Here is a 25325-nt window from a genome sequence, read left to right on the forward strand (position 1 = left end):
AATCGCTCGCTTCGAGGCCGACTCGGATTTCGCGGCAGTTCGCTCAGATCTCGCGGCAGTTCGGGCAGACGGCCTGCCCGTTCGCGGTGACGAGGTCGGGAACCAGCGCGCCGCAGTTCTCGCAGACGCCCTGCGTTGAGGCGCCGCTCGGCGCGCCCGCGACGGAGTCGGCGCCGCCGTCGGTACCGGCGGGCTCGTCGCGGGACGCGGCCGCGGCGCGCTCCGCCGCTTCCGGGTCCATCGTCGCCTCGGCGCCCCGCTCCGCGTCGGAGTCCGCGGCGGCTGCAGCCGACAGCACCGTTCCGTCCGATCGGGGGCTGCCGGCCGCGGCCTCCTCGCCGAACCCCTCGGCGCCGGCGCCGGTCCGCGGGGCGCCCGCGGCGAGCGCGTCGCCGTCCGTGACGACGCCGACCGCCTCGCCGTCGTCGACCGCGACGACGCGGTCCGCTCCCTCCGAGACGAGCCGCTCTTCGACCGCCGCCAGTGAGTCGTCAGGGGAAACCGTCGGCAGCGGCGGGCCCATTACGTCGCCGACGGTGCGGTCGGCGGGATCGGGAGTATCGTCCGAGTCGTCGGCGACGCCGGTCGCGGAGAGCAGCGCGTCGAGCGCGTCGCGGGACTCCAGGCGCCCGACCGGCTCGCCGCCGCGCACGACGACCAGGCAGTTCGTCTCCTCGTCGACCAGCAGCGCGGCCGCCTCCGGGAGCGAGTCCGACTCGCTGACGCCGAGGAACTCGCGGTGCATCACGTCACGAACCGTGGTGTCTGTTCGCATACGACTCGGATCCGCTCCAACCGGCTAAAAGCTGCCCCCGGTAGCGTTTTATTCGCGCCGGTCCTACTCGTGAGATCGGTTAGCATGCCGCCCGAAGGAGCGACCCGTCCGCAGCCGGGCCCGACGACCACGCGCGAAGCGCGAAAGGGAGCGTTCAAACCCTCCGACGTTCGAACGTCGATATGGCCATTCCCTCGTTCGTGATCGGGATCGCGGGCGGGACGGGCGCCGGGAAGACGACGGTCTCCCGGCTCGTCACCCGCGACCTCGGCGACAGCGTCACCCGGATCCCGCTGGACAACTACTACGAGGACCTCTCGCACCTCGACTTCGAGGAGCGCCAGGAGGTCAACTACGACCACCCGTCGGCGTTCGAGTGGGAACTCCTCCGGGAACACTTGGAGGCCCTCTTGGAGGGGCAGTCCGTCGAGATGCCCCAGTACGACTTCGAGATCCACAACCGCGAGGACGAGCGCGTCACCGTCGAGCCGACGGACGTAATCGTGTTGGAGGGAATCCTGGCGCTGTACGACGAGGAGATAAACGCCATGATGGACCTCCGGCTGTTCGTCGAGACCGACGCCGACGTGCGTATTCTCCGGCGAATTCGGCGGGACGTGATCGAGCGTGGGCGGGACCTCGAAGGCGTCATCGACCAGTACCTCTCGACGGTGAAGCCGATGCACGAGCAGTTCATCGAGCCCTCGAAGAAGCACGCCGACGTGATCATCCCGGAGGGCGCCAACAGCGTCGCGGTGAACCTCTTAGAGGAGAAGCTTCGGGCAGAGGTCGAAGGAGACGCGGTCCGGAGCTGGGAACGCGGCAGCCTCGAAGCGGAGCTCGGCGAGAAGCGCTCGCTCGACATGGACAGCGACGATTAATCAGTTCGAAACGTAGGGTCTCCGGGCGTGAATGCCGGAATGACGGCATCTGTCGCCGAAGCCCCGGTCGTTTGCTTATAAATCGTTGCTCGTATGTCGGCGGTGAACACCGCCAAAGCCCCAGCCGCTCGTTTATAAACTACTGCTCGTATGTCGGCGGTGAACACCGCCAAAGCCCCAGCCGCTCGTTTATAAACTACTGCTCGTATGTCGGCGGTGAACACCGCCAAAGCCCCAGCCGCGAGGGCGGCGCACGCTCGCTGCGCTCCTCGTCACTCGCTCCGCTCGTTCCTGCGGTGCTTGCGCCGCCTGCGCCGCCCTCGCGGCTGCCCCTTTGAGTCCCACCCGACCGCAACCGCACAGCAGCCTCACGCCTCCCCAGCCTCGTCGGTCGCCGTCGCTTCGCTCGGCGACCGACTCCCTCGCGCGGTGCTGTTCGCGCCCTTCGGGCGCTCACAGGCACGCGCCGACCGCACCGCTATTTATAAGTAATCGTCGCAGCCGCTCACGGTCATTTAAATATCGCATCTCAACCGTTCCGGCTTACCGCCGCCGGCTCGCCACCCGCTCCTCCGCGGTCTCGGCGCTGACGAGCTCGTAGAGCGTCGCCCGCCCGCCGTCTTCCTTCGGGCGGAGCACGCGGCCGAGCCGCTGGGTGAACTCGCGCTCGCTGCCCGAGCCGGAGAGCAGGACCGCGACGTTCGCGTCGGGCACGTCGACCCCCTCGTCTAAGACGTTCGCCGCGACGACCCGGCCGTAGGTGCCGTCGCGGAAGCGTTCGAGGATCTCGCGGCGCTCCTTCGCGCCCGTCTCGGCGGTGATCGCGGGGAGCAGGAAGCGCTCGGAGAGCCGGTAGACGAGGTCGGTGTGGGCAGTGAACACGATCACGCGGTCGTCGCGGTGGCGGTCGAGGATCTCCCCGAGCTGCTCGACCTTGCGGTCGGCGTTCATCATGATCTCGCGGGCGTCCTGCTTCGCGAGGAGCGCCTCTCTGGCCGCTGGGTCGTTTCCCGACCGCTTGACGAGCTCTTGGTAGTCGCTCCCGCTGGAGAACGTGATCCCCGCGTCGCGAACGTACTCGACGAACGTCCCCTGCTTCTCGTCGTAGCGCTCGCGTTCCTCGTCGGTCAGTTCGACTTCGATCCGCCGGATGTCGTAGGGGGCGAGGTGATCGCCCGCGAGGTCGTCCACGTCGAGCGCGTAGACGCGGTCGCCGACCAAGTCGGCGACGACCTCGTGGGCGCCGTCCGGGCGCTCGAAGGTGGCAGTGAGCCCGAGCCGCGCGGGCGCGGCGAGGAGGCGCGCGGCGTCGCGGTACCCCTCCCCGCCGAGGTGGTGGACCTCGTCGAAGACGACGAACTCGAAGGCGTCGCCGACGCCGTCCGCCTTCAGGTACGCCGAGTCGTACGTCGACACCGTGACCGCCTCGCGGCGCTGCTCGCCGCCGCCGAACCGCCCGATCGGGACGTCGAACTCGCGCTCCAACTCCCGCTGCCACTGGTCGAGGAGGTCGACCGTGGGGACGACGACGAGCGTCGGGACGCCCAACTCGACCATCGCGCGGATCGCGATCACGGTCTTGCCGGCGCCGGTCGGGAGCTCGATCACGCCGCGGTCGCCCGCCTCGTGCCACGCGTCGAGCGCCTCGCGCTGGTACTCGCGGAGGTCGTAGTCCGTCGCGAGCGCGTCCGGCAGCCCCGCGTCCTCGGCGGCGCGGTCGCTCGCGTCGAGGACCCGGTCGTCGACCGAGACGCCGGCCACCCGGAGCGCCCGCCGGAGTTCGGCGTAGCGGTGCGCCGGCGCGCGGCCGGTTCCGGTCCGCGGGTCGGTCTCGACGCCGGGCAGCGGCGGGAGCGCGTCCGGGCCGAGGTCGGCGTCCGCGTCGACCCGGATCGTCCCGTCCTCGTAGGTCAGCCGGACGTCCATCGCCCGGAGTTGCCGACCGACTTACAAAGGCCCACCGTCTCAGTCCGCCATGCGCGCGGCCGAACTCGATCCGGACCTCGCGGCGGCGATCGCGGAAATCGAGTCGCTGGGACCGCCCGCGTGGAGCGACCTCTCCGTTGAGGCCGCCCGCGACCTCGAAGACGACCTGTTTTCCGGGCCGCCCGAGCCGCCCGTGGCCGAGGTCCGCGATCTCGCGTTCGACGGCCCGCACGGCGAGGTGCCGGTCCGGGTGTATCGCCCCGAAGGCACCGTCGCCGAGGGCGACGCCCGCGACTCGCCCGCCCGTGCCCTCGTCCACTGCCACGGCGGCGGGTGGACGCTCGGCACGCTCGACTCCGTCGACGGGATCTGCCGCGAGCTCGCGACCCGCGCCGACGCGGTCGTCGTCTCCGTCGACTACCGGCTCGCGCCGGAACACCCGTTCCCGGTCGCGGTCGACGAGGCCGCCGCCGCGGTCGCGTGGGTCGCGGAGACGGCCGACTCGCTTGGCGTCGACTCCGACCGGATCGGCGTCTCGGGGACCAGCGCCGGCGGCGCGCTCGCCGTCGCGGCCTCGCTCCGCGCCCGGGAGTTCGGCGACCTCCCCGAGCCCGCCGGTCAGTTCCTCCTCTATCCGATCGCCGGGTACGACTTCGAGACGGACTCCTACCGCGAGAACGCGGACGGCCCGCTCCTGACGCGCGCGGACATGAAGTGGTTCTACGACCAGTACCTCCGGAGCCCGGTGGACGCCGTGAACCCCTACGCGGTGCCGCTCCGGGCGCCGGATCTGGGCGACCTCCCGCCCGCGACGGTCGTCACGGCCGGGTTCGACCCCCTGCGCGACGACGGTGTCGCGCTCGCGGAGCGGTTCGAGCGCGAGGGGACGCCGGTCGAACACCGCCACTACCCGGCGATGGCGCACGGGTTCTGTAGCCTCGCGGACCGGGTGGACGTCGCGGAGGCGGCGCTGTCGGCGGTCGCGGCGGACGTGCGGGAGCGCTTATAAAATGGCCGCGGCGCTCAGGCCTCCACCGTGGTCTTCACGATGCTCACCGGCGCGGGCGACTGCCGCGAGACGCGCTCGGTGACGGAGCCGAGCATCCGGCGGTAGTCGCCCGAGCGCGTCTTCGAGCCCATCACCGTGAGGTCGACGTCCTCCTCGTCGGCGTACCGGAGGATCTCCTCGTGTGGGACGCCGTACCGCAGCGCGGTGACCGCATCCACGCCGGCGTCACGGGCGTGCTCGGCGACGGCGTCGAGCGCCTCGCGGCCGGTCTCTTCGAGCGTCTCCTCGGCGCCCTCGGCGCCGTCGACGAACTCGTCGCCGGAGTAAGCGTTCACCACGTCGCTGTCGACGACGTAGAGGACGTGGAGCGTCGCGTCGTAGCGGTCGGCGGCGTCGATCGCGTGGTCGATCGCGCGGTCGACGCCGACGCTTCCGTCGGTGGGCAGGAGGACGTTGTCGTACATACGCGGCGATTCGTCGGGCCTCCGAATAAATCGGTCGCCGTTTCCCGAACGGTTAACACGCTGTGTACCCCCCGAATTTCCATGACCGAGGCCGCGGACCGGATCTTCGTGAACGGAGAGGTACACACGCTCGCGGACCCGGAGGACGGCGGCGACGCAGACAACGGCGGCGACGCGGTTCACGAGGCGGTCGCCGTGCGCGACGGCGAAATCGTCCGAACCGGCCGGACCCACGACGTGGAACTGCTCGCCGGCGTCGACACCGACGTGGTCGACCTCGACGGTCGCGTTCTCCTCCCCGGATTCGTCGACGCGCACACCCACCTCACCACCGTCGGCCGCTACCTCGTCCACGCGGACCTCTCCGCGGCGGACTCTCCGGACGCGGCCGTCGACCTGCTCGCCGAGCGCGCGGCGGAAGTGGAATCCGAGTCGAGCGGCGACGAGGCGCCGGACGGCGACGGGGAAGCGGAGGACTGGGTACTGGGCTACGGCTACGACGAGTCGACGTGGGACGAGTCGCGCTACCTGACCCGCGCGGACCTCGACCGCGTCTCGACCGAGCGCCCGGTCGCGGCGTTCCGCGAGGACATGCACGTCGCCGCGGTCAACGGCGTCGCGCTCGACCGCTTCGCGGACGACCTCGCCGACGCCCCCGACGAGACGGTGCCGACCGGCGGCGACGGCGAGGTGATCGGCGGCGACGGCGAGCCGACCGGCGTTCTGCTCGAAGCCGCCATCGACCCGATCTACCGGGCGGTCGAGCCGGACCGCGAGGAGACGCGGGAGATCGTCGAGGCCGCGCTGGAGCACTGCGCCGCCCGCGGGATCACCGGCTTCCACGACATGGTCCGCGACTCGCACGCGCCGCGGGTCTACCGCGACCTCGACGCGGCCGGCGAGCTCACCGCCCGCGTCCGGATCAACTACTGGAGCGACCACCTCGACGCGGCCCGCGAGGTCGGCCTCGCGACGAACGCCGGAAGCGAGATGGTCGAGACCGGCGCGATCAAGTCGTACACGGACGGGAGCCTCGGCGGCCGGACGGCCCGGCTCTCGGAGCCGTACGCGGACGCGCCCGACGAGACCGGCCAGTGGGTCGTCGACCCCGAGGAACTGAACGAGACGGTGGCGGAAGCGACCGAGGCTGGCTTCCAGTTCACCGCCCACGCCATCGGCGACGAGGCGGTCGACGCCGTGCTCGACGCCTACGAGGACGCCTCGCGGATTGACGCGGGCGAGGCGCGCCACCGGATCGAACACGTCGAGCTGGCCGACGACGAAGCCATCGAGCGGCTCGCCGAGACGGGCGTCGTCGCGAGCGTCCAGCCGAACTTCCTGAAGTGGGCGCGGGAGGACGGCCTCTACGAGGCGCGGCTGGGACCCGAGCGAACCGCCGAGACGAACCGCTACCGTGAGATGCTCGACGCGGGCGTCGAACTCGCGTTCGGCTCCGACGGGATGCCGATGGACTCGCTGTTCGGCGTTCATCACGCAGTCAACGCCCCGGCCGAGTCCCAGCGGCTCACCGTCACCGAGGCGCTGCGTGCGTACACGAGCGGCGCCGCCTACGCCGGCTTCGACGAGGACCGACTCGGGACGGTCGAGCCGGGGAAGCGGGCCGACCTCGTCGCGCTCGACGCGTCGCCGTGGGAGGCCGACAACGCGATCGACGATATCGACGTCGCGCTGACCGTCGTCGACGGCGAGGTCGTGTTCGACGGCCGATAGGAGACGGAGCGACCGGGAAGCCGCAATCGCTGCCAGAAAACAGCAGTTATTAATCGTGTAGTTCTAAACTGGGCGTATGGCAGAGATAGCCATCGAGTACGCCGAGGGCAACCGCCTCCGCTCGGAGGCGGAGACCGCCCGACGGCTCATCGACGCGTACCTCGGCGACCGCCCCGACGTCGACCGCGTCACGCTGTCGCCCTCCGGCGAGTCGGTCTTCTGTGTTAGCGTCGAGGGGGACCGCATCTGGTGTACCGACCCCCGCGAGTGGATCGACGCGATGGAGGCGGTGACCGCCGCACGGCGGCGGCTCTCCGAGGTCTCGTAACGCTCTCGTCCGTCACTCGCCCGGCCCGTTTTCGCCGGCCGCGTGCGCGTAGACGAACTCCCGCAGCAGTTTGCCCGCGAGCGCCGCCGCCTGCCCGTCGTCGCGGTCGTTCACTTCGACGACGTCGAACCCGTCGGCATAGGGGGCGACCGCGCGGACGAAGTCGCGGACCTCGCGGGGCTCCAGTCCGAACGGCTCCATCGTCCCGGTTCCGGGCGCGTAGGCGGGATCGAGGGCGTCGACGTCGACGGAGCAGTAGACGGAGTCGTCTCCGAACGCGTCCTCGCCGTCGAGCGCGTCGAGCCACTCGCGAGCGTCCTCGGGCGGGATGACCTCGACGTCGGCGTCGGCCGCCCGCTCCCACTCCGCCTCGGACCCGGTCCGCGCGCCGACGATCACCGCGCGGTCGACACCGAGGTCGTCGAGGCAGCGGCGCGTGACGCAGGCGTGGTTCCACGGGTTCCCGTCGTACGCCTCGCGGAGGTCGAGATGCGCGTCGGCGACGACTAAGACGTCGGGGTCGACGGCGTCGACGCCCGCGTACGTGACCGTGTGTTCGCCGCCGAGGAGGAGGGGGGTCGCGTCGTCGTAGACGACGCTCCGCAGCTCGGCGGCGAGGTGGTCGAGGTACGCCTCGACGTCGTCCCACGGACGCACGTCGCCGGCGTCGTGGACGCCGAGCGCGGAGAAGCGGCTGTCGGTGCGGCGGTCGTAGTCGTCGTACGTCTCGGCGAATTTCCGGACCCGGTCCGGTCCGAACCGGGTGCCCGGCTGAAAAGTGGTCGTGGCGTCGAGCGGAGCGCCGACGACCACGTAGGAAGCAGCTTCGCGGTCGGTCGTCGCCCCGGGGAACATGCCGACTACCCGATGATCTTCCGTTGGCCCTCGTAGTCGAGGTACTCGATGTTGTCGTCCGAGGTGAAGTCCTCGCCCTCGGGGATCCGCATCGTGAACGTGTCGTAGGTGTCTAAGTCCATCACCTGGACCTCGTCGCCGCTGACGTTGACGACCTGTCCCTGCTTGCGCTCGATGATCGGGACCCACACCTTCGCGTCGACCGGCTGCGAGAGCGAGCGCTTCTTGTCGTCGAAGACGCCCTTCCCCTCGACGCGGGCCTTCGCGCTGCCGTGTTTACCGGGTTTGGCGGTGCTGTAATGGTTGATCTTACAGGGCGCGTCGTCCATCATCACGTAGCTGCCCTCCTGGAGTTCGCGAACCTGCTTCTGCTCTCGCGGCATGAGCGTCAATTCCCGCGTCGCGTGTATAAACTGTTTGGAACGCTGTCGAGCGGGCGTTCGCCGGGTGGCGTCCCCGCCCGTGGTGAGTTCGCCGGACTCGGCTGTGGCGGTCAGGGGTCGAGTTCGTCGACGTACTCCTCTACCCCTTCGTCGTCGTCGACGTTCCCGTCCGGCGGGACGAACTGTCCCGTGTACAGGTAGCTGACGAGGAACATGACGATGAAGCCGACGCCGACGGCGGCCGTCGTCCGCACGACGAACGGGAAGTCGACGAAGTAGAGCGCGCGGTCAGCGATCGCGATGGCGACCGCCGCCGTCACCAGTATCTTCTGCTCGTCGGTCGGGTCGCGGACGAACTCGACCACGTCCTCTTTGAGCTCGCCGAACAGCCCCATCAGGCGTCACCTCCGGTCGTTGCGGCCGAGTCGGAGGGCGCTGCGTGGTCCTCGATCACGCGGCTCACGCGGTCGAGCCCCTCCTCCAGCTCTTCGGTCGGGAGGCCGAACCCGATCCGGAAGCGGTCCGGGAAGCCGAACAGGTTTCCGGGCGCGAGGACGACGCTCGCCTCCTCGACGACCGTCCGGCAGAACGCCTCCGCGTCGTCGAAGCCGTCAGGGACAGTGACGAACGCGTTGACGCCGACCGGGTCGAGCCAGTCGAGGTCGTGCTGGTCGACCCACTCTGCGACCGTCTCGCGGTGATCGGCCGCAAGCTCGCGGTTCTCGGCGAGGATCCGGTCCTCGCGCCGGCCGAGCGCCTGCTTCGCGACGTGCTGGCCGAAGAGGCTCGGCGAGATGGTCGTGTAGTCCTTCCACTGCCACGCGCGCTCGACGACCGGCTCCGGGCCGGCTATCCAGCCGAACCGCAGTCCGGCGAGCCCGTACGCCTTCGTGAGGCTGGTGGTGGAGATACCGTGCGCGCCGTAGCTCGCGACCGGCGGCTGCGGCTCGTCGGCGAGCAGGCGGTACACCTCGTCGCAGAGCAGGTAGGCGTCGCGCTCGACGGCGACGTCGTAGACGGCCCGCATCGCGGCCTCGTCGTGGTACTGCCCGGTCGGGTTGTTCGGATTGTTGACGACGATCACGGCCGTGTCGTCGCGGGCCGCGTCGGCGATCGCGTCGGGATCCAGTTCCCACTCCGGCGGCTCCAGTTCGACGCGGGTGACGTCCCCGAAGGCGTCGGGGACGGCGTGGAGCGCCTGATAGGTGGGGGTGACGACGACGGCGTGGGTGCCGGAGCCGACGCCCGCCGCGTCGGCGTCCGAGGCGTCGCCCTCCCCGTCGACGGCGCCCTCGTCGCCGAGCAGCGAGAGGAACGTTAGGAAGTTCGCCTCTTGCGTGCCGCAGGTGAAGAGGACTTCGTCGGCGGAGCGGTCGTAGCGGTCGCCGACGGACGCCCGGAACTCGGGGTCGCCGTTGGTCGGGATGACGTAGCCGAGCTTCCCGGGGTCGAGGTCGAATCGGCTCGCGTCAAGCGACCGGATGCCGCTTTCGGCCAGCATGATGTCGGCCTCGTGTTCGTGCTCCGCGAACCAGCGTTCGAGGCCGAACGGGTCGATGCGCATGGGCGTCCTCGGGCCGGCGCGAGGTTAGGTGCTGTGGTTGCTCACGGCGACCGCGGGGCGGATTGACGTGTTCGTGGTGCCCCTTCGATACGTCGACGAGAAATGCGTCCAAATCTCGGTGGATTGTTTATAAATCGCTGATCGCCGATCGGCGATGAACTCCTCCAACGCCCCAGCCGCGAGGCGGCCGCACGCTCGCTGCGCGCTTCGGTCGCTCGCGCTGCTCGCTCCCTCCAGTGCTTGCGTCGCCTGCGGCCGCCTCGCGGCTGCCCCTTTGAGTCCCACCCGACCGCGACCGCACCTCACGCCTCCCCAGCCTCGTCAGTCGCCTCCGCTTCGCTCCGGCGACTGACTCCCTCGCGCGCGCTCCTCACGCCCAAAGGGCGCTCGGAGGCACGCGCCGACCGCATTGTTCTTTATAAGCCATCGTCGCCACCAGTCGCGGGCTTTTAAAAATAGGCTCGCGGTCGCCGCGGCCACCGCAACGACTTTCCTCGCCGATCGTGACTCGCACACATGGTTCTCACCCGGCAACGGCTGCTGGCGGTGCTGCTCGTCGCGCTGGCGACGCTCGCGGCGGCCGTGCTGGCAGAGGTGCTGCGGACGGTCGTGTTCGCGGTCACCGTGGCGTACGTCCTCTACCCCCTCCGCCAGCGGCTCGTCGGCCGCGGCCTCTCGCGGCGGATCGCGTGCGCCGTCGCCACCGCCGTTGCGTTCGTCGGCGCCACGCTCCTCGTGGCGCCGCTGCTGTACGCGCTGTACCGGCGCCGGTCGGAGCTGATCGCGATCCTCGAGGGGATCCCGGACGTCGTCCCGATCAGCGTCGGCGGGTTCGAGACGGTCGTCGAGATCGCGCCCTTCGTCGCGGCCGCCGAGGCGTGGCTCCGGGAGGTCGCGCTGGCGGTCGCGGCCGCCGCGCCGGTGCTCGTCCTGGAGCTCGTCGTGTTCACCTTCCTCGTCTACGGGATCCTCTACCGACCGAACGCGGTCGGAACGGCCGTCTTCGGCGTCGTCCCGGCCGAGTACCACGACATCCCGGCTCGGCTCCACGAGCGGACGCGGCGGACGCTGTACTCGATCTACGTGCTTCAGGCCGCGACCGCGGCCGGGACCTTCGTCCTCGCGCTCGCGGTGTTCCGGCTCCTCGGCTACGGCTCGCCGGTCCTGTTGGCCGTCATCGCGGGGGTCCTCCAGTTCGTCCCCGTCGTCGGCCCGAGCGTGCTGATCGTCGCGCTCGGGGTCGGCGACCTGCTCGTGGGTGAGACCGGGCGAGCGGTCGCCGTGCTGGTGGTCGGCCTCGTCGTCGTCGCCTTCGTCCCGGACGCGGTGATCCGGACCCAGCTCGCCGACTGGACCGGGAAGATCTCTCCCGGGCTGTATTTCGTCGGCTTCGTCGGCGGCATTCTCACGCTCGGCGCAGTCGGGGTCATCGTCGGCCCCCTCGTCGTGTCGCTGCTCCTCGAAACCGTCGACATGCTCTCCGAGACCGGCGCCTCGGCCGACGCCACCGCCGAGCGCCGCGATTCGACGGACTGACCGGCTCCCGCACTTGCCCCCGTCGCCGGTACGGCTTTCCCTCCGCCGCCCGTCGACACGGTATCCGATGTCCTCGACGGACCCCCCGACCGCGGTCGGCAACGCCCCGACGCTCGCGGCGCGACGGCTCGACGGACTCGCCGACCGCGTGGCGCGCTCGCGGCCGGCGGACGACGACGCGAGCGACCACGGCGACCGCATCGACGTGTTCGCCCCGGCGACCGACGAGCGGATCGGGAGCGTGCCGGCCTGCGACGCCGACGACGTCGAGGCCGCGGTCGAGCGCGCCCGGGACGCGCAGGAGCGGTGGGCTGAGAAGCCCGCGGAGGAGCGCGCCCGCGTCGTCGAGCGGTTCGGCGAGCTCGTCGCGGACCACCGGGAAGAGCTGCTCGACCTCCTCCAACTGGAGACCGGGAAGTCCCGCCGCACCGCGGTCGAGGAGCTGTTCGACGTGCCGACCGGCTGCGCGTACGTCGCGAGCGAGGCGCCCGACGCGCTCGCCGACGAGCGGCGGCGGGGCGTCGCGCCCGGGATCACGACCGCGACGGTCACGCGCGAGCCGGTCGGCGTCGTCGGCGTGATCTCGCCGTGGAACTACCCGCTCACGCTGTCGATGGCCGACGCGATCCCCGCGCTGGCCGCGGGCAACGCGGTCGTCCTCAAACCGGACGAGAAGACGCCGTACGGGGCCCTGTTGCTCTCAGAGCTGCTGGAGCTCGCCGGCCTCCCGGACGACCTCTTCCAGGTCGTCACGGGCGAGGGGCCCGAGATCGGCCCGCCGCTGATCGACGCGGTCGACTACGTCGCGTTCACCGGAAGCACGGCGACGGGCCGGACGATCGCCGAGCGCGCTGGCCGGAACCTGATCGGCTGCTCGCTGGAGCTCGGCGGCAACAACCCGCTCGTCGTACTCGGGGACGCCGACGTCGAGGAGGTCGCCCGCGGCGCGGTTCAGGCCTGCTTCTCGAACGCGGGCCAGCTCTGCCTCTCCGCCGAGCGGATCTACGTCGTCGAGTCCGCGTATCAGGACTTCCTCGACGCGTTCGTCCGCGAGACGGAGGCGCTGACGCTCGGGACCGGCTACGACTACGGCGCTGACCTCGGCTCGCTCGTCGACGCCGACCAGCTGGCCCGCGTCGAGTCGCACGTCTCGGACGCCCGCGAGCGCGGCGCGACCGTCGAGACCGGCGGCCGCGCCCGGCCAGACGTGGCGCCGTACTGCTACGAGCCGACGATACTGACCGGCGTCGACCCGGACGCGACGGTCGCGTGCGAGGAGACGTTCGGCCCAGTGGTCGCGGTGACGCTGGTCCCCGATGCGGCGGCCGCGGTCGACGCCGCCAACGACTCCCCGTACGGACTCAACGCGAGCGTCTGGACCGCGGACCGCGAGCGCGGCGCCGAGATCGCCCGCGAGATCGACTGCGGCACGGTGAACGTCAACGACGCCTTCCTCGCGACGTGGGGCGCGAACGACGCACCGATGGGCGGGTTCGGCGACTCCGGGCTCGGCCGCCGGCACGGCAGGGAGGGGATTCAGCGGTACACGGAGGCCCGAACGGTCGGCGTCTCGCGGGTCGGCCCGCTGACGTTCCCCGAGCGGATCCCGACGGACTGGTTCGTCCGCGGCGCGTTCGCCGCGATGCGGGTCGGGTCGGGGATCCGACGCAGCGTCGACGCGGTACGGCGGCGCCTGTCGCGTCGCTGAAGGGACGGATAACGGATCGGCGCGGAAGGGCGCGCCGAAAAGGGGTTACTCCTCGTCGTCGATCAGGTCGCCGAACACCGACGCCGCGGTGTCGGGGACGTCGAAGTCGTGGTAGTGCTCGCCCTTCTCGTTCGAGAGGATGTTGAGCGCGGCGGCGGCGCCGTCGCCCGCGGAGATGACCGCCTGCCACTCCTCGGCGCGGGCCATCGCGCCGGTCGCGTAGGCGCCCTCGACGCTGGTCTCCATCGAGACGCCGACGCTGACGGTGTCGTCGTCGTCGAACTCGCAGCCAAGCTCCTCCGCGAGGTCGCGGTTTGCGCCCGTCGCGAGGACGACGTAGTCGGCGTCGTACTCGCCGTCCTCGGTCGAGACCGTGAAGCCGTCTCCGGTCGCCTCGACGCCGGTGACCTCCTCGCCCTGGTGACGGTCGACGCCGAAGTCGTCCACCTGCTGGCGCGCGGTCGCCATGAACTCGCTGCCGCCGACGGAGCCCACGCCGAGGTAGTTGAACAGGTGCGCCTTGTGCATCCACGTCCCGTCCGTGTCGAACAGGGTGGTGTCGAGGCCGTTCTTGCTCGCGAACAGTCCTGCGCTCAGGCCGGCGGGTCCGCCGCCGACGATTACGACGTTCGTCATGTGCGCGTCTACGCCGGCCGGCGCATAAGGGTTGGCGGAAGCGGGGATCGGTAAGCGCCGAGCGCGTCTCGCTGTCGGCCTGCCCCGGCCGACGCGCGACCGGTTGGCCCCACCTCGACCGAGCAGAAGGTATTTGCGCCGACCCTCGAAGGGTGGCGTGTAATGAACGGCCGGTCGCGGAACGGGTCGACGCGGGGGTCGCTCGGGGAGGGACGGGCTCGGTCTCGCGATCCGCGCGTCCGCGTCGCAGTCGCGCTCGCGATGGCGGCCGGCGTCGTCCTCGTCGCGGTCGCGGCCGGGGCCGCCGGCGTCGCGGCCGCCGACCCCGCCGCGGGGTCGGTCCACGACGGATCTCCCTCGACGACCGATCGGAGCGGGTCACCGCTGGACGGGGAGAACGGAACGGTCGAACTCGTGGTGCGGTTCGACTCGGTCGAGGACCCCGCGGCGCTCGGCGCGACGGAGGGCGTTCCCGCGACGGGCGCGAACGCGAGCGCGACCGTCGCCGACCTGCGCGACCACGCCGCCGCCGAGCAGGCGGCCTTCGAGTCGTTCGCGGCCTCGCGGCCCGGCGTCACGGTGGAACGTGAGTTCTGGCTGGCGAACGCGCTGCTCGTCACCGTCGACGCGGGGCGCGTGACGGCGGCCGATCTGCGCGCGGTCGAGAACGTCGCCCGGATCCACGAGAACGTCGTTATCGAGCCGATCGAGGCCGACGCCGAGTCGGGGGGCGATGCGACTGCGAACCCACAGCTCGGCGCCGACCCGAGCGGTCGGGCCGTGGCCGGTGTGCGGCGGATCGGCGCGCCGACCGCGTGGAGTGAGTTCGACACGCGGGGCGCGGGTGCGACCGTCGCGGTCGTCGACACTGGGGTCGACCCGGACCACCGAGACATCGACCTCGCGGGGTGGGCGTCGTTCGACGAGAACGGGACGCTCGTGAGCGACGACGTCGCGGACGCGAGCGACCCGGACGGCCACGGGACCCACGTCGCGGGGACGGCGACGGGCGGGAACGCCTCCGGGACGTACATCGGCGTCGCGCCCGAGGCGAGCCTCTACGGGCTCGACGCGTTCGACGAGAACGGGACGGCGACGTTCGCGGCGGTCGTCGCGTCGATGGAACACGCGACGACCGCGGCCGACGCCGACGTGCTCCAGCTGAGCCTCGGCGCGAACGGCACGTTCCGCGGGTTCGTCGGGCCGGTCAGGAACGCCCGCGCGACGGGGACGGTCGTCGTCGCCGCCGTCGGCAACGAGGGCCCGAACGCCTCCTCGTCGCCCGCCAACGCGTACGACGCGGTCGCCGTCGGCGCGGTCGACGAGGAGCGACGGGTCCCGCCGTTCTCGGGCGGCCAGCGGATAAACGCAAGCGACGCCTTCGGCGAGCATCCGGCAGACTGGCCGGCGACGTACGTCGTCCCCGACGTGACCGCACCGGGTGTCCGGATCGCCAGCGCCGCCGCCGGCACGCGTGAGAGCTACGTATTCCGACAGGGGACGAGCATGGCCGCACCGCACGTGAGCGGGGTCGCGGCGCTCGCGGTGGCAGCGACCGACGGTCGCGTCGCGGCCCCCGCGATCGAGTCGGCGCTCGTCGACACCGCGGTCCACCCCGAGAACGCGACGGCGCCCGACGCCCGGTACGGCCACGGGGTCGTCGACGCGCCGGCCGCCGTGGGGGCCGCCGTCGAGGCGGCGCCGCCGGAGTCGGTCGCGAGCGACGCGAACGGGACCGAGACGAACGAGACCGAACCGAACGACTCCGAGACGGAGGAGACCGACAGATCGAGCGACGGCACCGACGACGGGGCGCCCGGATTCGGCGCCGTCGCCGCGGTCGTCGCCGTCGCGTTCGCGAGCCTGACCGCGGTCGCTCGCGCCGGGAGAGAGTGAGGCCGAGGTCGTCGACGGCCTCGACGAACTCGGGAGCGGTCACTCCGCGAAGTCGCTGAGCGAACCGCTCCCGTCGTCGTCGCCGTCGTCGCCCGTGTCCTCGTCGTCGCCGTCGCTCGCGCTCGTTCCGGTGGCGTCCTTCTCGCTCGGACCCTCGCCGTCCGACTCCGACTCACCCCACGGGTCGTCTGGGTCGACCGGTTCGACAGCGCGGTCGAGCTCGTCGGCGTCGTACTCGACCGCCTCGTCGAGGATCATCGCGAGCCGCTGCCAGCGCGCGCTCTGCTCGTCTTCGCCCTCCGGTCCGACGCGGGCCCCGTGCGTCTTGAAGAATCGGGTGCCGCGCCCGCGCTTCGACCCCTCGCCGGTGTGCCCGTCGAACACCGCGTCGAACGTCCCCTCCGGTTCGAGGTCGCCGACGGGGAAGTCGTGTGCCGGCTCCTCGCCGCGCTCGCGGGCCTCGGCCCGGATTTCGGCCACCGCGGAGAAGTAGGCGTCGGCGTTCGACGCCTCGCGGGTCGAGCGCGCGCGGGCCGCCGCGAGCGCGGCGTGGATCGCGCAGAGGCGGCCCTTCCATTCGGCCGGCTCCCAGCGCTCGGTGGCGAGCTCCTCGTAGCGCTCGATCAGGAGCGCGACCTCGTCGCCCGCGCGGAGGTCCTCGACGACGTAGAGGTTGAGCCGGTCCCAGAGGTTCCAGGCGTACCCGGACCGGGCCAGCTCCCACGCCGCCCACGCCGCGACCTCCTCGTCGGAGCGCCGGACCGCCTTCTGGAGGAGGCTGGAGACGACGTAGCGGCTGTACCCGCCGTCGGTCTCGTTGGCCTCCTTCTCCTCGCCGAAGTCGTTCTCGCCCGTCGCGTCCGGCGTCGTCTCGGTTTCGAGGCTCCCGTCCGACCCGAACGTCGCCTGTCTGTCGTCGCCGTCGGCCATGTCCCCGCTCCCGCCGCGAGCGACTTAACTGCCGCGCGGCGAGGCGGTCCGGTCGCGACACGAGCGGCGTTCGAGTCTGGCGATCGGGGCCGCGGTACGGCGGATCACACCGGATTTGAAAGGGAACCCTTAAGTCGAATCCGGCGGCTATGTTTCGGTAACCGCCCTTAGCTCAGCTTGGTAGAGCAGTCGACTGTAGATCGACTTGTCCCCCGTTCAATTCGGGGAGGGCGGACTGAACCTCAGCAACCGTGAGCGACAGCGAGCGGTTGCTGACCGAGAGGGACGACCGACCCGAATTGAGCAGACGAGTCACAGCCCGGAACGGCGAGCGAAGCGAGCCGCACGCCCGGACTGTCTCGGCGAGTTCAATTCGGGGAGGGCAGATGGCAGCTTCTTGCCGATTCCGGGTAGAACCCAGAACCGGCTATTTCAGTCCGTAGAAGATGTGAGCCGTTAGGCCACGTTTTCAGAAGATGCCCCGAAAAATCGGAGTTCAACAAGGTTCGTAACGCCCCCGACGCGGTCGTGCGAATTTCGAAGTGGACGGGGTGAATCATGAGCACTCGTCGCGACAGCGACGAGACGGTCGACATCGAGATCGACGTCGAAGCCGCGGAGAGCAGAGGTGACCGCGATACGTGACCTCCGCTGCCGGCTGTTCGGCCACGACTGGGTCCGGACGCTCGTCGAGACGACCGACGACGTTCAGCGGAGGCGGACCACGACCTGCCCGCGGTGCGGGACTGCGACCGCGTTCGTCGACGGCGACCGCGACGGCGACGGGGTGGCCGATGCGTAACGACGCGACGGTCCAGGGCGCGGCGCCGAACGTCGACCTCCGCGGGAAGCGCGACGTCGAGGACGCGGCTGACCGCCGTCGACACCGCATCTATGAGGTGACGTGCCTGTCGTGCGACCATAGCGAGCGGATCCACGTCGAGCCGGGCGAGACGCGGTTCGTCGGCCATGACGAGCAGAACGCGGCACACGTCGTCGAGTACGTGAGGAAAGAATGAACCAGTCTGTTATTTATTTACGAGACTATTCGCTTGAGGAGAGGAGAACCAACGTAGAGCAAATAGCCAAAGAAGAATGCAGACAGCCCGACCGATGCGATCTGTGCGGCCGGATGGCTAATTGCTGTAGAGAAGACTACCGACCCCAAGGCGATCACAAGGAAAAGGAAAAGCCGCCGAAGACGGGAAGCAGTATTCCGAATCTCGGACCGGCTCATTCCAGTGGTTGTCATTGGTGTAGGGGAACGGCTCTGTATCAGTTCTCTGTGTCGGGCTCAACCGTCTGTACCTCATCGTCATTTTCCTGTGAACCTAAATCTTGCCCAGAGTCTCTGTCTGTTTCATCTTGTGTGTTACCCGATTGTGATTCTGCGTGGTCCTCAAGCTCAGTCTGTTCCTCGTCGTCGAAATCCAATGAGTCGAACATAACTAATGCTGGAATAGCTGTTGCTGAGATCACGAGTCCGCCGATCCCACTCGCTAGGAAAAACAGAGTGATTAGTTCAAAAATACTGGTGAGGGATCTAGATGCGACAGCTGTTGCCCCGAATATCGCTCCAATAAGGAGTAGCCCAGTGATGAACAAACCGGTAGAAAGCTCAAGAATCCAGTTATCGGGTATAGCAGAACGTAGCTCCTCATTCCTCACTATCTGGATGATGAGAATTGCTACCAGCGGAGCTATGAGTCCAATAATCTCGAAGACAGAGAGAGCAAAACCATACATTTTGAATATTATATCAGTTTAAATATTGTAATACGAACTTGTCACCTCAATGTACAAGCACCATTGACAAAAAGGTTAACTTTGGTATCGTCTCTGACCTCACTGACATTTGGTGTGCGTACCCATCAGACCAGTTTGGGATTCTCTATACAGAAACCCAAACTCGCACCTCCCCTGAACCGTTTATAAACCAGCTACCTCGAAACACCCCGAACAATGGAAACCCAAACTCAGGACAAAGCGACCGTCTGGCTCAAGCCGGAGCAGGTTGACCAGATGCGTTCCGCGACCGTCGAAGCGAGCGCGCCGTACCTCGCCGCTCGCAACGACGCGCTGATCGCGACGCTCTACGACTCCGGGCTCCGCGTCGCGGAGGCCGTCGCGCTCGACGTGGCCGACCACATCGACCTCGACGACGGCGTTCTCGCGCTCCCGGCAGACATCCAGAAGGACTACCCGACCGACCGCACGCCGAACTACACCGAAATTGAGCTGGCCGACGAGACCGTCCGGACGCTTCGGACGTATCTCGCCGGTCGCTGGAAGGAGGCTGCGGCTATGTGGCCGTCACGGCAGTCTGATCGGATGACGACCGAGTCGGTCCGCAACGTCGTCCGGGAGGCCGCCGTCGGCGCCGACGTGCGACCGATGACGGTCACTGGGCGAGGTGACCCGAAGGACGTGACGCCGCACACGCTCCGCCACAGCATCGCCTACCGGATGCTCAACGTTGAGGAGGGTCACAACGACGTGCGGAACCGGCTCAGGCATGCGACGATCCAGACCACCGAGAGAGTCTACGACCACATCGATCGGGTGTAGTTACTAATCGGCACGGAAGCCGCGTTCTATTTGAAAAACAGTTCAGCCCGCCTGAACCAATAAAACACTATCCTAAGATTGTGTTACAAGAGGGACAGACGCGAAGTGATGTTGTTGAACTACTCGTCATACCCCCATTATAGCCCTCCGTGTTAGACGATCCAGTTCCCATCAATATATCTATATTTTCACCCTCGATTGTTGAACCACAGTGAGGACACTTCGCACCAGCGACTATATTAGCCATATTGGGAACTGATTATCGTTTCATATAAATCTAATTCAAGCATGTATCCAACTGATGATACCTGTAATTCTGTGTCTCAGCAAATCAACGAAGTGATCGTCTCCCTTTCACAATTTATTCAGTTATTAATTAATCAATAATAACTATACTGCGGGCGTGTGACGTGTCGGTATGGTCACCACTGACCTACCGACGACCGAGGAGTTTGAGGACGCAAAAGAAGCGATCGAAAACGACGAGCCGGAGCTGGCGCCGCACTTCGCCTACTGGCACCACGTCGACGAGTTCGGCGAGTACAGCACCTTCATGGCCTACGTCGCGGCGAATAAAGCGAGCCGGAGCGCGCAATCGGCCTCCGCCGCTGAGTCGGCGTTCGACGGCTACGAGCGCGCGGCGAAGGGGCTGCTGCTCGGTATCGGTGCCGCGGCCCTCATCGAGGCGGTGATCGGTGATGCGCGCCTCTGAAGCTGGCGCCGCCCTCGCGCTCCAGCCGGAGAACGAGGGCGAGCGAACCGCGCTGTCACGGCTCCGCGAGATCTACCGTCGGGCGACCGCGTACCGTCTCCCCTGTCCGTTCTGGGACGACGAGCCGGGCCGGTACTGCGACCTCAACCCGACCGGCGCGGACGCCCTGGTGCTTCGTGACGAGATGGGCTCCGACGCCGTCGACGGCGAGGCCGCCGAAGGGGCGCGCGTCGACGATGGGGAACCCTGCCCGGCGCTCGCGTTCGACCCGACCGGCGCGGACATCGCGGAGAACTGTGTGTGACGGGGATCGTCGAATTCGGCACGCGAGCCGACGCCAACGTGGTGCGCAACGACTACGCCGACCACCTCACTGGCCGGTTCGACCGACGGTTCACAAAGTTCAATTTCGCCGACACCGCCACCACCCGACTTTTCACCACTCCGGCCGACGAGCGGGTATGAGCGTTCTCTGGCGGTCGATCGCCGTCGTCCTCCTCGTCGTGCTGGCCGGCTGCGCCGGCGCGCCGGTCCCGGACGTCGGCTCCGACTCGCCGCCTGCCGACCTCGACTCGCCCCCGGCCGACCCGGACGGCGTCGACCCGAACGATCCGGACGACACCGCCTGGACCGGCACCGTCGTGCGCGTCGTCGACGGCGACACGATGGAGGTCGAGTTCCCGAACGGCGAGGTCGACACCGTCAGGCTCCTCGGCGTCGACACGCCCGAGACGAGCGTCGGGTCGACGTCGCCCGGCGAGTTCGAGGGGATCCCCGAGACGGACGCCGGCCGGGCGCACCTCAAAGCGTGGGGCGACGAGGCGTCGGCGTTCGCGGAGTCGGAGCTCGCCGGCGAGGAAGTCACGGTCGTCACGGGCGGCGACCGCCGCGGGGGCTACGGGCGCCTCCTCGCGGTGCTGTACGTCGACGGCGAGGATTTCAACGAGCGGCTGCTCACGGAGGGGTACGCGCGGCTGTACGACACCGAGTTCGCGCTGCGCGACGCGTACGCCGCGACCGAGGCGGACGCGAGAGAGCGCGGGGCGGGCCTCTGGAACTTCGACGAGTCCGACTACCCGACCGACGCGAGCGAGGTCGACGATGCCGACCTCCCGCCGCTCCCGGCCGACGGCGACTACGACTGCGACGACTTCGACACGCGCGCGGAGGCGAACGCCGTCTTGGAACGGTCCACGGGCGACCCGCACGGCCTCGACGCCGACGGCGACGGCGAGGCGTGCGAGTCGCTCCCGTGACGACCCTCCGGCCGGCGATTCGCCGGACCGGCCGGTCCCGAAGGCGACTGCCGCGGCGCGACGTTTTTTATCCCCCGCGGCCGGCGGATTCCACATGGAGTACACGACGCTGGGCGGCACGGGAGCGACCGTGAGCCGACTCGCGCTGGGCTGTATGAGCTTCGGGAGCGGGCACGACTGGATGCTCGACGAAGAGGAGGGCCGCGAGCTGGTCGAGCGCGCGATCGAGCTCGGGATCACGTTCTTCGACACCGCGAACGTCTACTCGAACGGCGAGAGCGAGGAGACCCTCGGCGACGTCCTCGGCGAGTACGACCGCGACGAGTTCGTCGTCGCCACGAAAGTGTACGGCGAGATGGACGAGTCGAACCCCAACGCGAGCGGGCTCTCCCGGAAGGCGATCGAGCAGGAGCTCTCGAACTCGCTCGACCGACTCGGGATGGACACGATCGACCTGTATCAGATCCACCGCTGGGATTACGACACGCCGATCGAGGAGACGCTCGCGACGCTCGATGACGCCGTCCGCCGCGGCGACGTGCGGTACATCGGCGCCTCCTCGATGTGGGCCCACCAGTTCGCCGAGTCGCTCCGCGTCAGCGAACGGCGGGGGTACGAGCGGTTCGTCACGATGCAGAACCTCTACAACCTCGCGTACCGCGAGGAGGAGCGCGAGATGGCCCCGCTGTGCGAGAAGAAGGACGTGGGGATGATCCCGTGGAGCCCCGTCGGCGCGGGGTACCTCGCACGGCCGTACGAACAGGACGACGCGACGACTCGGGGGGAACACGAGACCGATCTCGGCAGGCCCTACCGCGAGGGCGGCGGCGAGGAGATCAACCGCCGCGTCGAGGAGCTCGCCGAGGAGAAGGGCGTGAAGATGGCGCAGATCGCGCTCCGGTGGGTGGCCGGCAAGGACGTCGTCGACGCGCCCATCGTCGGGACCTCCAGCGTCGAACACCTCGAAGACGCCGTCGAGGCGCTCGACGTCGACCTCTCCGACTCCGACGTCGAGTGGCTGGAGGAGCCGTACGAGCCGGTCCGCGTCTCCGGTCACGAGTAGGACCCCGAGCCGCCGGGCGCGGACCGGACGGTCGAGTCCCTGTGTCGCCGTAACACACTTAAGAGCGCGCTCGATACGGTGTCGTAGTGGCATCCCGACAGGGCGGGTCGGGGGACGCGGAGCCCCTCGGGCCCGGATCGACGGAGCGTCGGACCGCTTCCACGACCGCCGCCGCGAGCCGAGAGGACGACGTACGGCCTCGGTCGCCGCCGGAGTCGCCCGCGCGGCGCCGCGCTCGCGCCGGCCGAACCGACCGGACCGGCCGAAACCGGGAGTATCGGTCGGTCGACTCGCCGCACGGCGGGGAGGCGACCGCCCGGACGCCGGAGGATCCGCCCGTGCGCGACCCGTCCCTGTACGCGCTCACCGACCACTTCCGCGAGCGGCTCGAACAGCCCGGTCGGTACGTCTCGACGCGCACCGTGAGCGACGCGATCCGTGAGGGGCAGCTCCGGTGGAACAACACCGACGGCTGGCGGTTCGCGCTGGTCGAGGGTGGCGTCCGCTTCGTCGTGGTCGTGAGCGACACGGAGACGAACTCCCCGGTTGTCGTCACCGGCTGGACCGAGGTCGCGGACCGCGACGCCGCTCTCGAAGCCTCGCGATGGGACGGCGTCGACGTCGACACCATCGCCGTGCGCGCCGCGCTGAGCGAGTCCGCGTCGACGGCGATCCCGGACCAGATCCGCCCCAGAACGGTCACCCGCCCGTTCGAGGTGGGCGAGCACCGCCTCGAAACCGAGCCGGGCGAGCCGTTCGTGCGCTGTACCGACTGCGGCTGCCGGTTCCGCTCGAAGGAGGGGATCACCTCGCGGCGGTGTCGGCAGCGGTCACCGGGTCGGTAGCCGGCGACGCGATTTATAAACGACTCCCGAGTAGTCACGCTCTTTGCCAGTGGCTACGCGGTGCGGTGGCGCGTGCCTGCGAGCGGCCGCTAGGCCGCGAGCCAGCACGCGCGAGGGAGTCGCTGGCGGCGCCAGCCGCCAGCGACGAGGCTGGGGAGGTGTGAGGCTGCGGTGCGGGGTGGTCGGGTGGGACTCAAAGGGGCAGCCGCGAGGGCGAAGGCGCGCGACGCAAGGACCGCAGGAGTGAGCGAAGCGAACGACGAGGACCGCAGCGAGCGCACCGAGCCCTCGCGGCTGGGGCTTTGGGGTCGTTCACCGTCGCTCCGTCAGTAGCCATTTATAAGCGAGCGGCTGGGGCTTTGGAGTGCTCTCCGCGGCGAGAGCGGCTACTTATAAACAGCAACTGAACTATCGGAGTCGATCCCGCCAGATCGGTGACGACGCGGCTACTCGGGCCGCTGTCGGACGAGCGAACCCGCGCTGTCCCAGCTGCTTATAAAGAACAAGGAGAATACCCGCGCCTTTAGCCGCGGGATGAATCCGACACTCTGACCGACACCCCACTGAAGCCACCCCAATCGGATATTCAACGTCCGGTCATTAATTTTAATATACACTCTCTCATAATGTATTATGAGGACAGTTCGATGCTGGAGACAACCCGCACCTACGTCGCACGCATCACGAACCACAGTCAGGTTCGTGACGACCTCGACCAGTGCGGGTTCTCTGCATCCAAACTGTGGAATGTCGGACGCTACTACATCCAAGAACGGTGGGACGAAGGCGGTGAGATACCCGACGAAGCCGAACTCAAATCGGAGTTGAAAGACCACGAACGCTACAGTGATCTCCATTCTCAGTCAAGTCAGCGAGTTCTCGAAGAACTTGCTGAAGCGTTCACCGGCTGGTACAACTCCGACGACGGCAACAACCCACCGGGCTACCGGAAACGTGGCGACATCCATCCGCGATCCACCGTGACGTGGAAGAAGCGAGCGATCAAGCACGACGACAAGCACGGCCAGCTCCGCCTCTCGAAAGGCTTCAATCTGAAAGAGTCACGGTCTGACTTCATCCTCGTGGAGTACGAAACTCGCCCCGACGTAGAAGTCGAGAACATCCAGCAAGTGCGTGCCGTCTGGAACGGCGACGAGTGGGAACTCCACCTCGTCTGTAAGAAAGAAATCCCAGTCGAAGACGCACCGGGTGACAACACGGCGGGGATCGACCTCGGTATCAGCAACTATCTCGCCATCGACTACGAGGACGGCGAGAGTGAACTGTATCCGGGGAACACGCTGAAAGAAGACAAGCATTACTTCACCCGTGAGGAGTACCAGACCGAAGGCGAGAACGGGCCGTCAAAGCGTGCGCGGAAGGCTCGCCGGAAACTCTCCCGGCGCAAAGACCATTTCCTCCACACGCTCTCGAAACACATTGTTGAGCGGTGTATCGAAGAAAGTGTGGAGATGATCTCGGTTGGCGACCTCAGTGACATCCGCGAGGATGAGAACGGCGACTCGCGGAATTGGGGTCAGTCGGGGAACAAGAAACTCCACGGATGGGAGTTCGACAGATTTGTTCGCCTGCTCGAATACAAGGCCGAGGAACACGGCATCCTCGTTGACCGAGTGGACGAGGAGAACACCTCAAAGACGTGTTCGTGTTGCGGACAGATTCGTGGCTCGAATCGTGTGGAGCGCGGTCTGTACGTCTGTGAGTCGTGCGAGACGACGATGAACGCAGACGTGAACGGTGCGGTGAACATTCGCAGAAAGATAACTCAGAGTCCCCCGACGGGGGATATGAATAACGGCTGGTTGGCACAGCCCGGAGTCTTCCTGTTCGACCGCGAGAGCGGACGGTTCACACCGAGAGAACAGGGAGTCTGCAAACCCTAATATCCCAACGCTCGGGATTCCTCCGCCTTCAGGCGGAGGAGGATGTCAAAAATGATTCACCTCACTGCCCTCTCGGAGGCGGCGCCAACTCGGCCGGGCCCGTCTACAACCCGATGATGTCGTCGAGTTCGACGTCGCTCACGCGGCCGCCGCACACCGCGCACTCCGATACGTCACGGGGACCGGCCCCGCCTTCCATGTGAAGGTTGCCGCACTCGGTACACACTTCGAATTCAGCGTCGAGCATGGGGCCGGACGTTTTTCGAATTCGCCGTATATGTTTTGTGCCGAGTACCGGCCGACCGGACCGCCCACCCGGTGACGCTACCCCTTTCCGCGTCGCGGTCGAAGCGTC

General features: G+C 68.4%; 28 protein-coding genes and 1 tRNA gene. 18 read left to right on the forward strand and 11 right to left on the reverse strand.

All coding sequences use genetic code 11. The annotated features are described in order from the left end of the window. Positions 1–43: 43 nt before the first annotated feature. Positions 44–775 (reverse strand): cyclic nucleotide-binding/CBS domain-containing protein, encoded by a 732-nt coding sequence (locus B378_RS0115075; RefSeq protein WP_017344598.1) that lies wholly within the window; start codon positions 773–775, stop codon positions 44–46. A gap of 182 nt (positions 776–957) precedes the next feature. Here B378_RS0115075 and udk point away from each other — a divergent pair, with 182 nt between their 5' ends. Beyond that, complete coding sequence (gene udk, locus B378_RS0115080; protein WP_017344599.1) at positions 958–1656, forward strand: uridine kinase; 699 nt, start codon at positions 958–960, stop codon at positions 1654–1656. Positions 1657–2199: 543 nt separating this feature from the next. Here udk and B378_RS0115085 read toward each other — a convergent pair. Beyond that, positions 2200–3582 carry a DEAD/DEAH box helicase family protein gene (locus B378_RS0115085; RefSeq protein ID WP_017344600.1) on the reverse strand — a complete coding sequence of 461 codons (1383 nt, stop codon included), beginning with the start codon at positions 3580–3582 and terminating at the stop codon, positions 2200–2202. Positions 3583–3631: 49 nt separating this feature from the next. Between B378_RS0115085 and B378_RS0115090 the strand changes: the two genes are divergently transcribed. After that, positions 3632–4591, forward strand: a complete 960-nt coding sequence (locus B378_RS0115090) for an alpha/beta hydrolase (protein ID WP_017344601.1) — start codon at positions 3632–3634, stop codon at positions 4589–4591. 14 nt (positions 4592–4605) lie between these two features. On the opposite strand, the gene B378_RS0115095 is transcribed toward B378_RS0115090, so the two are convergent. After that, the gene (locus B378_RS0115095) at positions 4606–5055 is read right to left on the reverse strand and encodes a universal stress protein (protein ID WP_017344602.1); all 450 of its coding nucleotides are present in this window, start codon (positions 5053–5055) and stop codon (positions 4606–4608) included. Between the two features lie 81 nt (positions 5056–5136). Between B378_RS0115095 and B378_RS0115100 the strand changes: the two genes are divergently transcribed. After that, on the forward strand, positions 5137–6786 hold the full coding sequence (locus tag B378_RS0115100) for an amidohydrolase (RefSeq protein ID WP_017344603.1): 1650 nt from the start codon (positions 5137–5139) through the stop codon (positions 6784–6786). 76 nt (positions 6787–6862) lie between these two features. Continuing rightward, complete coding sequence (locus B378_RS0115105; protein ID WP_017344604.1) at positions 6863–7114, forward strand: hypothetical protein; 252 nt, start codon at positions 6863–6865, stop codon at positions 7112–7114. Between the two features lie 12 nt (positions 7115–7126). Here the strand turns inward: B378_RS0115105 and speB are convergent, their stop codons facing one another. From speB to B378_RS0115125, 4 genes are all read right to left on the reverse strand, one after another. Beyond that, positions 7127–7969, reverse strand: a complete 843-nt coding sequence (gene speB / locus B378_RS0115110) for an agmatinase (protein WP_017344605.1) — start codon at positions 7967–7969, stop codon at positions 7127–7129. 5 nt (positions 7970–7974) lie between these two features. Further along, complete coding sequence (locus B378_RS0115115) at positions 7975–8352, reverse strand: translation initiation factor IF-5A (RefSeq protein WP_017344606.1); 378 nt, start codon at positions 8350–8352, stop codon at positions 7975–7977. A gap of 110 nt (positions 8353–8462) precedes the next feature. Then, positions 8463–8747 (reverse strand): hypothetical protein, encoded by a 285-nt coding sequence (locus tag B378_RS0115120; RefSeq protein WP_017344607.1) that lies wholly within the window; start codon positions 8745–8747, stop codon positions 8463–8465. Then, positions 8747–9916, reverse strand: a complete 1170-nt coding sequence (locus B378_RS0115125) for an aminotransferase class I/II-fold pyridoxal phosphate-dependent enzyme (RefSeq protein ID WP_017344608.1) — start codon at positions 9914–9916, stop codon at positions 8747–8749. The genes B378_RS0115120 and B378_RS0115125 overlap by 1 nt, the downstream gene beginning before the upstream one ends. A 516-nt stretch (positions 9917–10432) precedes the next feature. Between B378_RS0115125 and B378_RS0115130 the strand changes: the two genes are divergently transcribed. Further along, positions 10433–11452, forward strand: coding sequence for an AI-2E family transporter (locus B378_RS0115130; protein ID WP_017344609.1), 1020 nt, complete (start codon positions 10433–10435; stop codon positions 11450–11452). Between the two features lie 67 nt (positions 11453–11519). Continuing rightward, on the forward strand, positions 11520–13160 hold the full coding sequence (locus B378_RS0115135; protein ID WP_017344610.1) for a succinic semialdehyde dehydrogenase: 1641 nt from the start codon (positions 11520–11522) through the stop codon (positions 13158–13160). A gap of 45 nt (positions 13161–13205) precedes the next feature. Here B378_RS0115135 and B378_RS0115140 read toward each other — a convergent pair whose 3' ends face one another. Then, positions 13206–13796 carry an NAD(P)/FAD-dependent oxidoreductase gene (locus tag B378_RS0115140; RefSeq protein WP_017344611.1) on the reverse strand — a complete coding sequence of 197 codons (591 nt, stop codon included), beginning with the start codon at positions 13794–13796 and terminating at the stop codon, positions 13206–13208. A 162-nt stretch (positions 13797–13958) separates the two neighbouring features. On the opposite strand from B378_RS0115140, the gene B378_RS0115145 reads away from it, so the two are divergent. Continuing rightward, a complete protein-coding gene (locus B378_RS0115145) occupies positions 13959–15692 on the forward strand; it encodes a S8 family serine peptidase (protein WP_017344612.1) in 1734 nt (577 codons plus the stop codon). 39 nt (positions 15693–15731) lie between these two features. On the opposite strand, the gene B378_RS0115150 is transcribed toward B378_RS0115145, so the two are convergent. Further along, positions 15732–16622, reverse strand: coding sequence for a hypothetical protein (locus B378_RS0115150; protein WP_017344613.1), 891 nt, complete (start codon positions 16620–16622; stop codon positions 15732–15734). Positions 16623–16783: 161 nt separating this feature from the next. Here B378_RS0115150 and B378_RS0115155 point away from each other — a divergent pair. The 3 genes from B378_RS0115155 to B378_RS0115170 all read left to right on the forward strand — a co-directional run bounded on the left by B378_RS0115155 (position 16784) and on the right by B378_RS0115170 (position 17641). After that, positions 16784–16857 (forward strand) — tRNA-Tyr (locus tag B378_RS0115155). Between the two features lie 393 nt (positions 16858–17250). Continuing rightward, on the forward strand, positions 17251–17424 hold the full coding sequence (locus B378_RS16905) for a hypothetical protein (RefSeq protein ID WP_017344614.1): 174 nt from the start codon (positions 17251–17253) through the stop codon (positions 17422–17424). Next, positions 17417–17641 carry a hypothetical protein gene (locus B378_RS0115170; protein WP_017344615.1) on the forward strand — a complete coding sequence of 75 codons (225 nt, stop codon included), beginning with the start codon at positions 17417–17419 and terminating at the stop codon, positions 17639–17641. The genes B378_RS16905 and B378_RS0115170 overlap by 8 nt, the downstream gene beginning before the upstream one ends. 256 nt (positions 17642–17897) lie before the next feature. On the opposite strand, the gene B378_RS16910 is transcribed toward B378_RS0115170, so the two are convergent. Further along, the gene (locus B378_RS16910; RefSeq protein WP_155118227.1) at positions 17898–18368 is read right to left on the reverse strand and encodes a hypothetical protein; all 471 of its coding nucleotides are present in this window, start codon (positions 18366–18368) and stop codon (positions 17898–17900) included. A 216-nt stretch (positions 18369–18584) separates the two neighbouring features. Here B378_RS16910 and B378_RS0115175 point away from each other — a divergent pair, with 216 nt between their 5' ends. From B378_RS0115175 to B378_RS0115210, 8 genes are all read left to right on the forward strand, one after another. Then, complete coding sequence (locus B378_RS0115175) at positions 18585–19190, forward strand: tyrosine-type recombinase/integrase (protein WP_017344616.1); 606 nt, start codon at positions 18585–18587, stop codon at positions 19188–19190. Between the two features lie 418 nt (positions 19191–19608). Beyond that, positions 19609–19902 (forward strand): hypothetical protein, encoded by a 294-nt coding sequence (locus B378_RS0115180; RefSeq protein WP_017344617.1) that lies wholly within the window; start codon positions 19609–19611, stop codon positions 19900–19902. Next, on the forward strand, positions 19889–20206 hold the full coding sequence (locus B378_RS0115185; protein ID WP_017344618.1) for a hypothetical protein: 318 nt from the start codon (positions 19889–19891) through the stop codon (positions 20204–20206). Before B378_RS0115180 ends, B378_RS0115185 begins: the two co-directional genes overlap by 14 nt. Beyond that, positions 20203–20367, forward strand: coding sequence for a hypothetical protein (locus B378_RS16915; protein ID WP_017344619.1), 165 nt, complete (start codon positions 20203–20205; stop codon positions 20365–20367). Before B378_RS0115185 ends, B378_RS16915 begins: the two co-directional genes overlap by 4 nt. Continuing rightward, positions 20364–21158 (forward strand): thermonuclease family protein, encoded by a 795-nt coding sequence (locus tag B378_RS0115195; RefSeq protein WP_017344620.1) that lies wholly within the window; start codon positions 20364–20366, stop codon positions 21156–21158. Before B378_RS16915 ends, B378_RS0115195 begins: the two co-directional genes overlap by 4 nt. A 94-nt stretch (positions 21159–21252) precedes the next feature. Further along, a complete protein-coding gene (locus B378_RS0115200) occupies positions 21253–22221 on the forward strand; it encodes an aldo/keto reductase (protein ID WP_017344621.1) in 969 nt (322 codons plus the stop codon). A gap of 86 nt (positions 22222–22307) precedes the next feature. After that, on the forward strand, positions 22308–23066 hold the full coding sequence (locus B378_RS0115205) for a hypothetical protein (RefSeq protein ID WP_017344622.1): 759 nt from the start codon (positions 22308–22310) through the stop codon (positions 23064–23066). 647 nt (positions 23067–23713) lie between these two features. After that, positions 23714–24970: an RNA-guided endonuclease TnpB family protein gene (locus tag B378_RS0115210; RefSeq protein ID WP_026046316.1), complete on the forward strand. Its 1257-nt coding sequence runs from the start codon at positions 23714–23716 to the stop codon at positions 24968–24970. A gap of 103 nt (positions 24971–25073) precedes the next feature. Here B378_RS0115210 and B378_RS17170 read toward each other — a convergent pair whose 3' ends face one another. After that, positions 25074–25217: a hypothetical protein gene (locus B378_RS17170; RefSeq protein WP_017344624.1), complete on the reverse strand. Its 144-nt coding sequence runs from the start codon at positions 25215–25217 to the stop codon at positions 25074–25076. Between the last annotated feature and the right edge of the window lie 108 nt (positions 25218–25325).

It is taken from the genome of Halorubrum sp. T3 (assembly GCF_000296615.1).
In the GTDB taxonomy this organism is placed as follows: Archaea; Halobacteriota; Halobacteria; order Halobacteriales; family Haloferacaceae; genus Halorubrum; species Halorubrum ruber.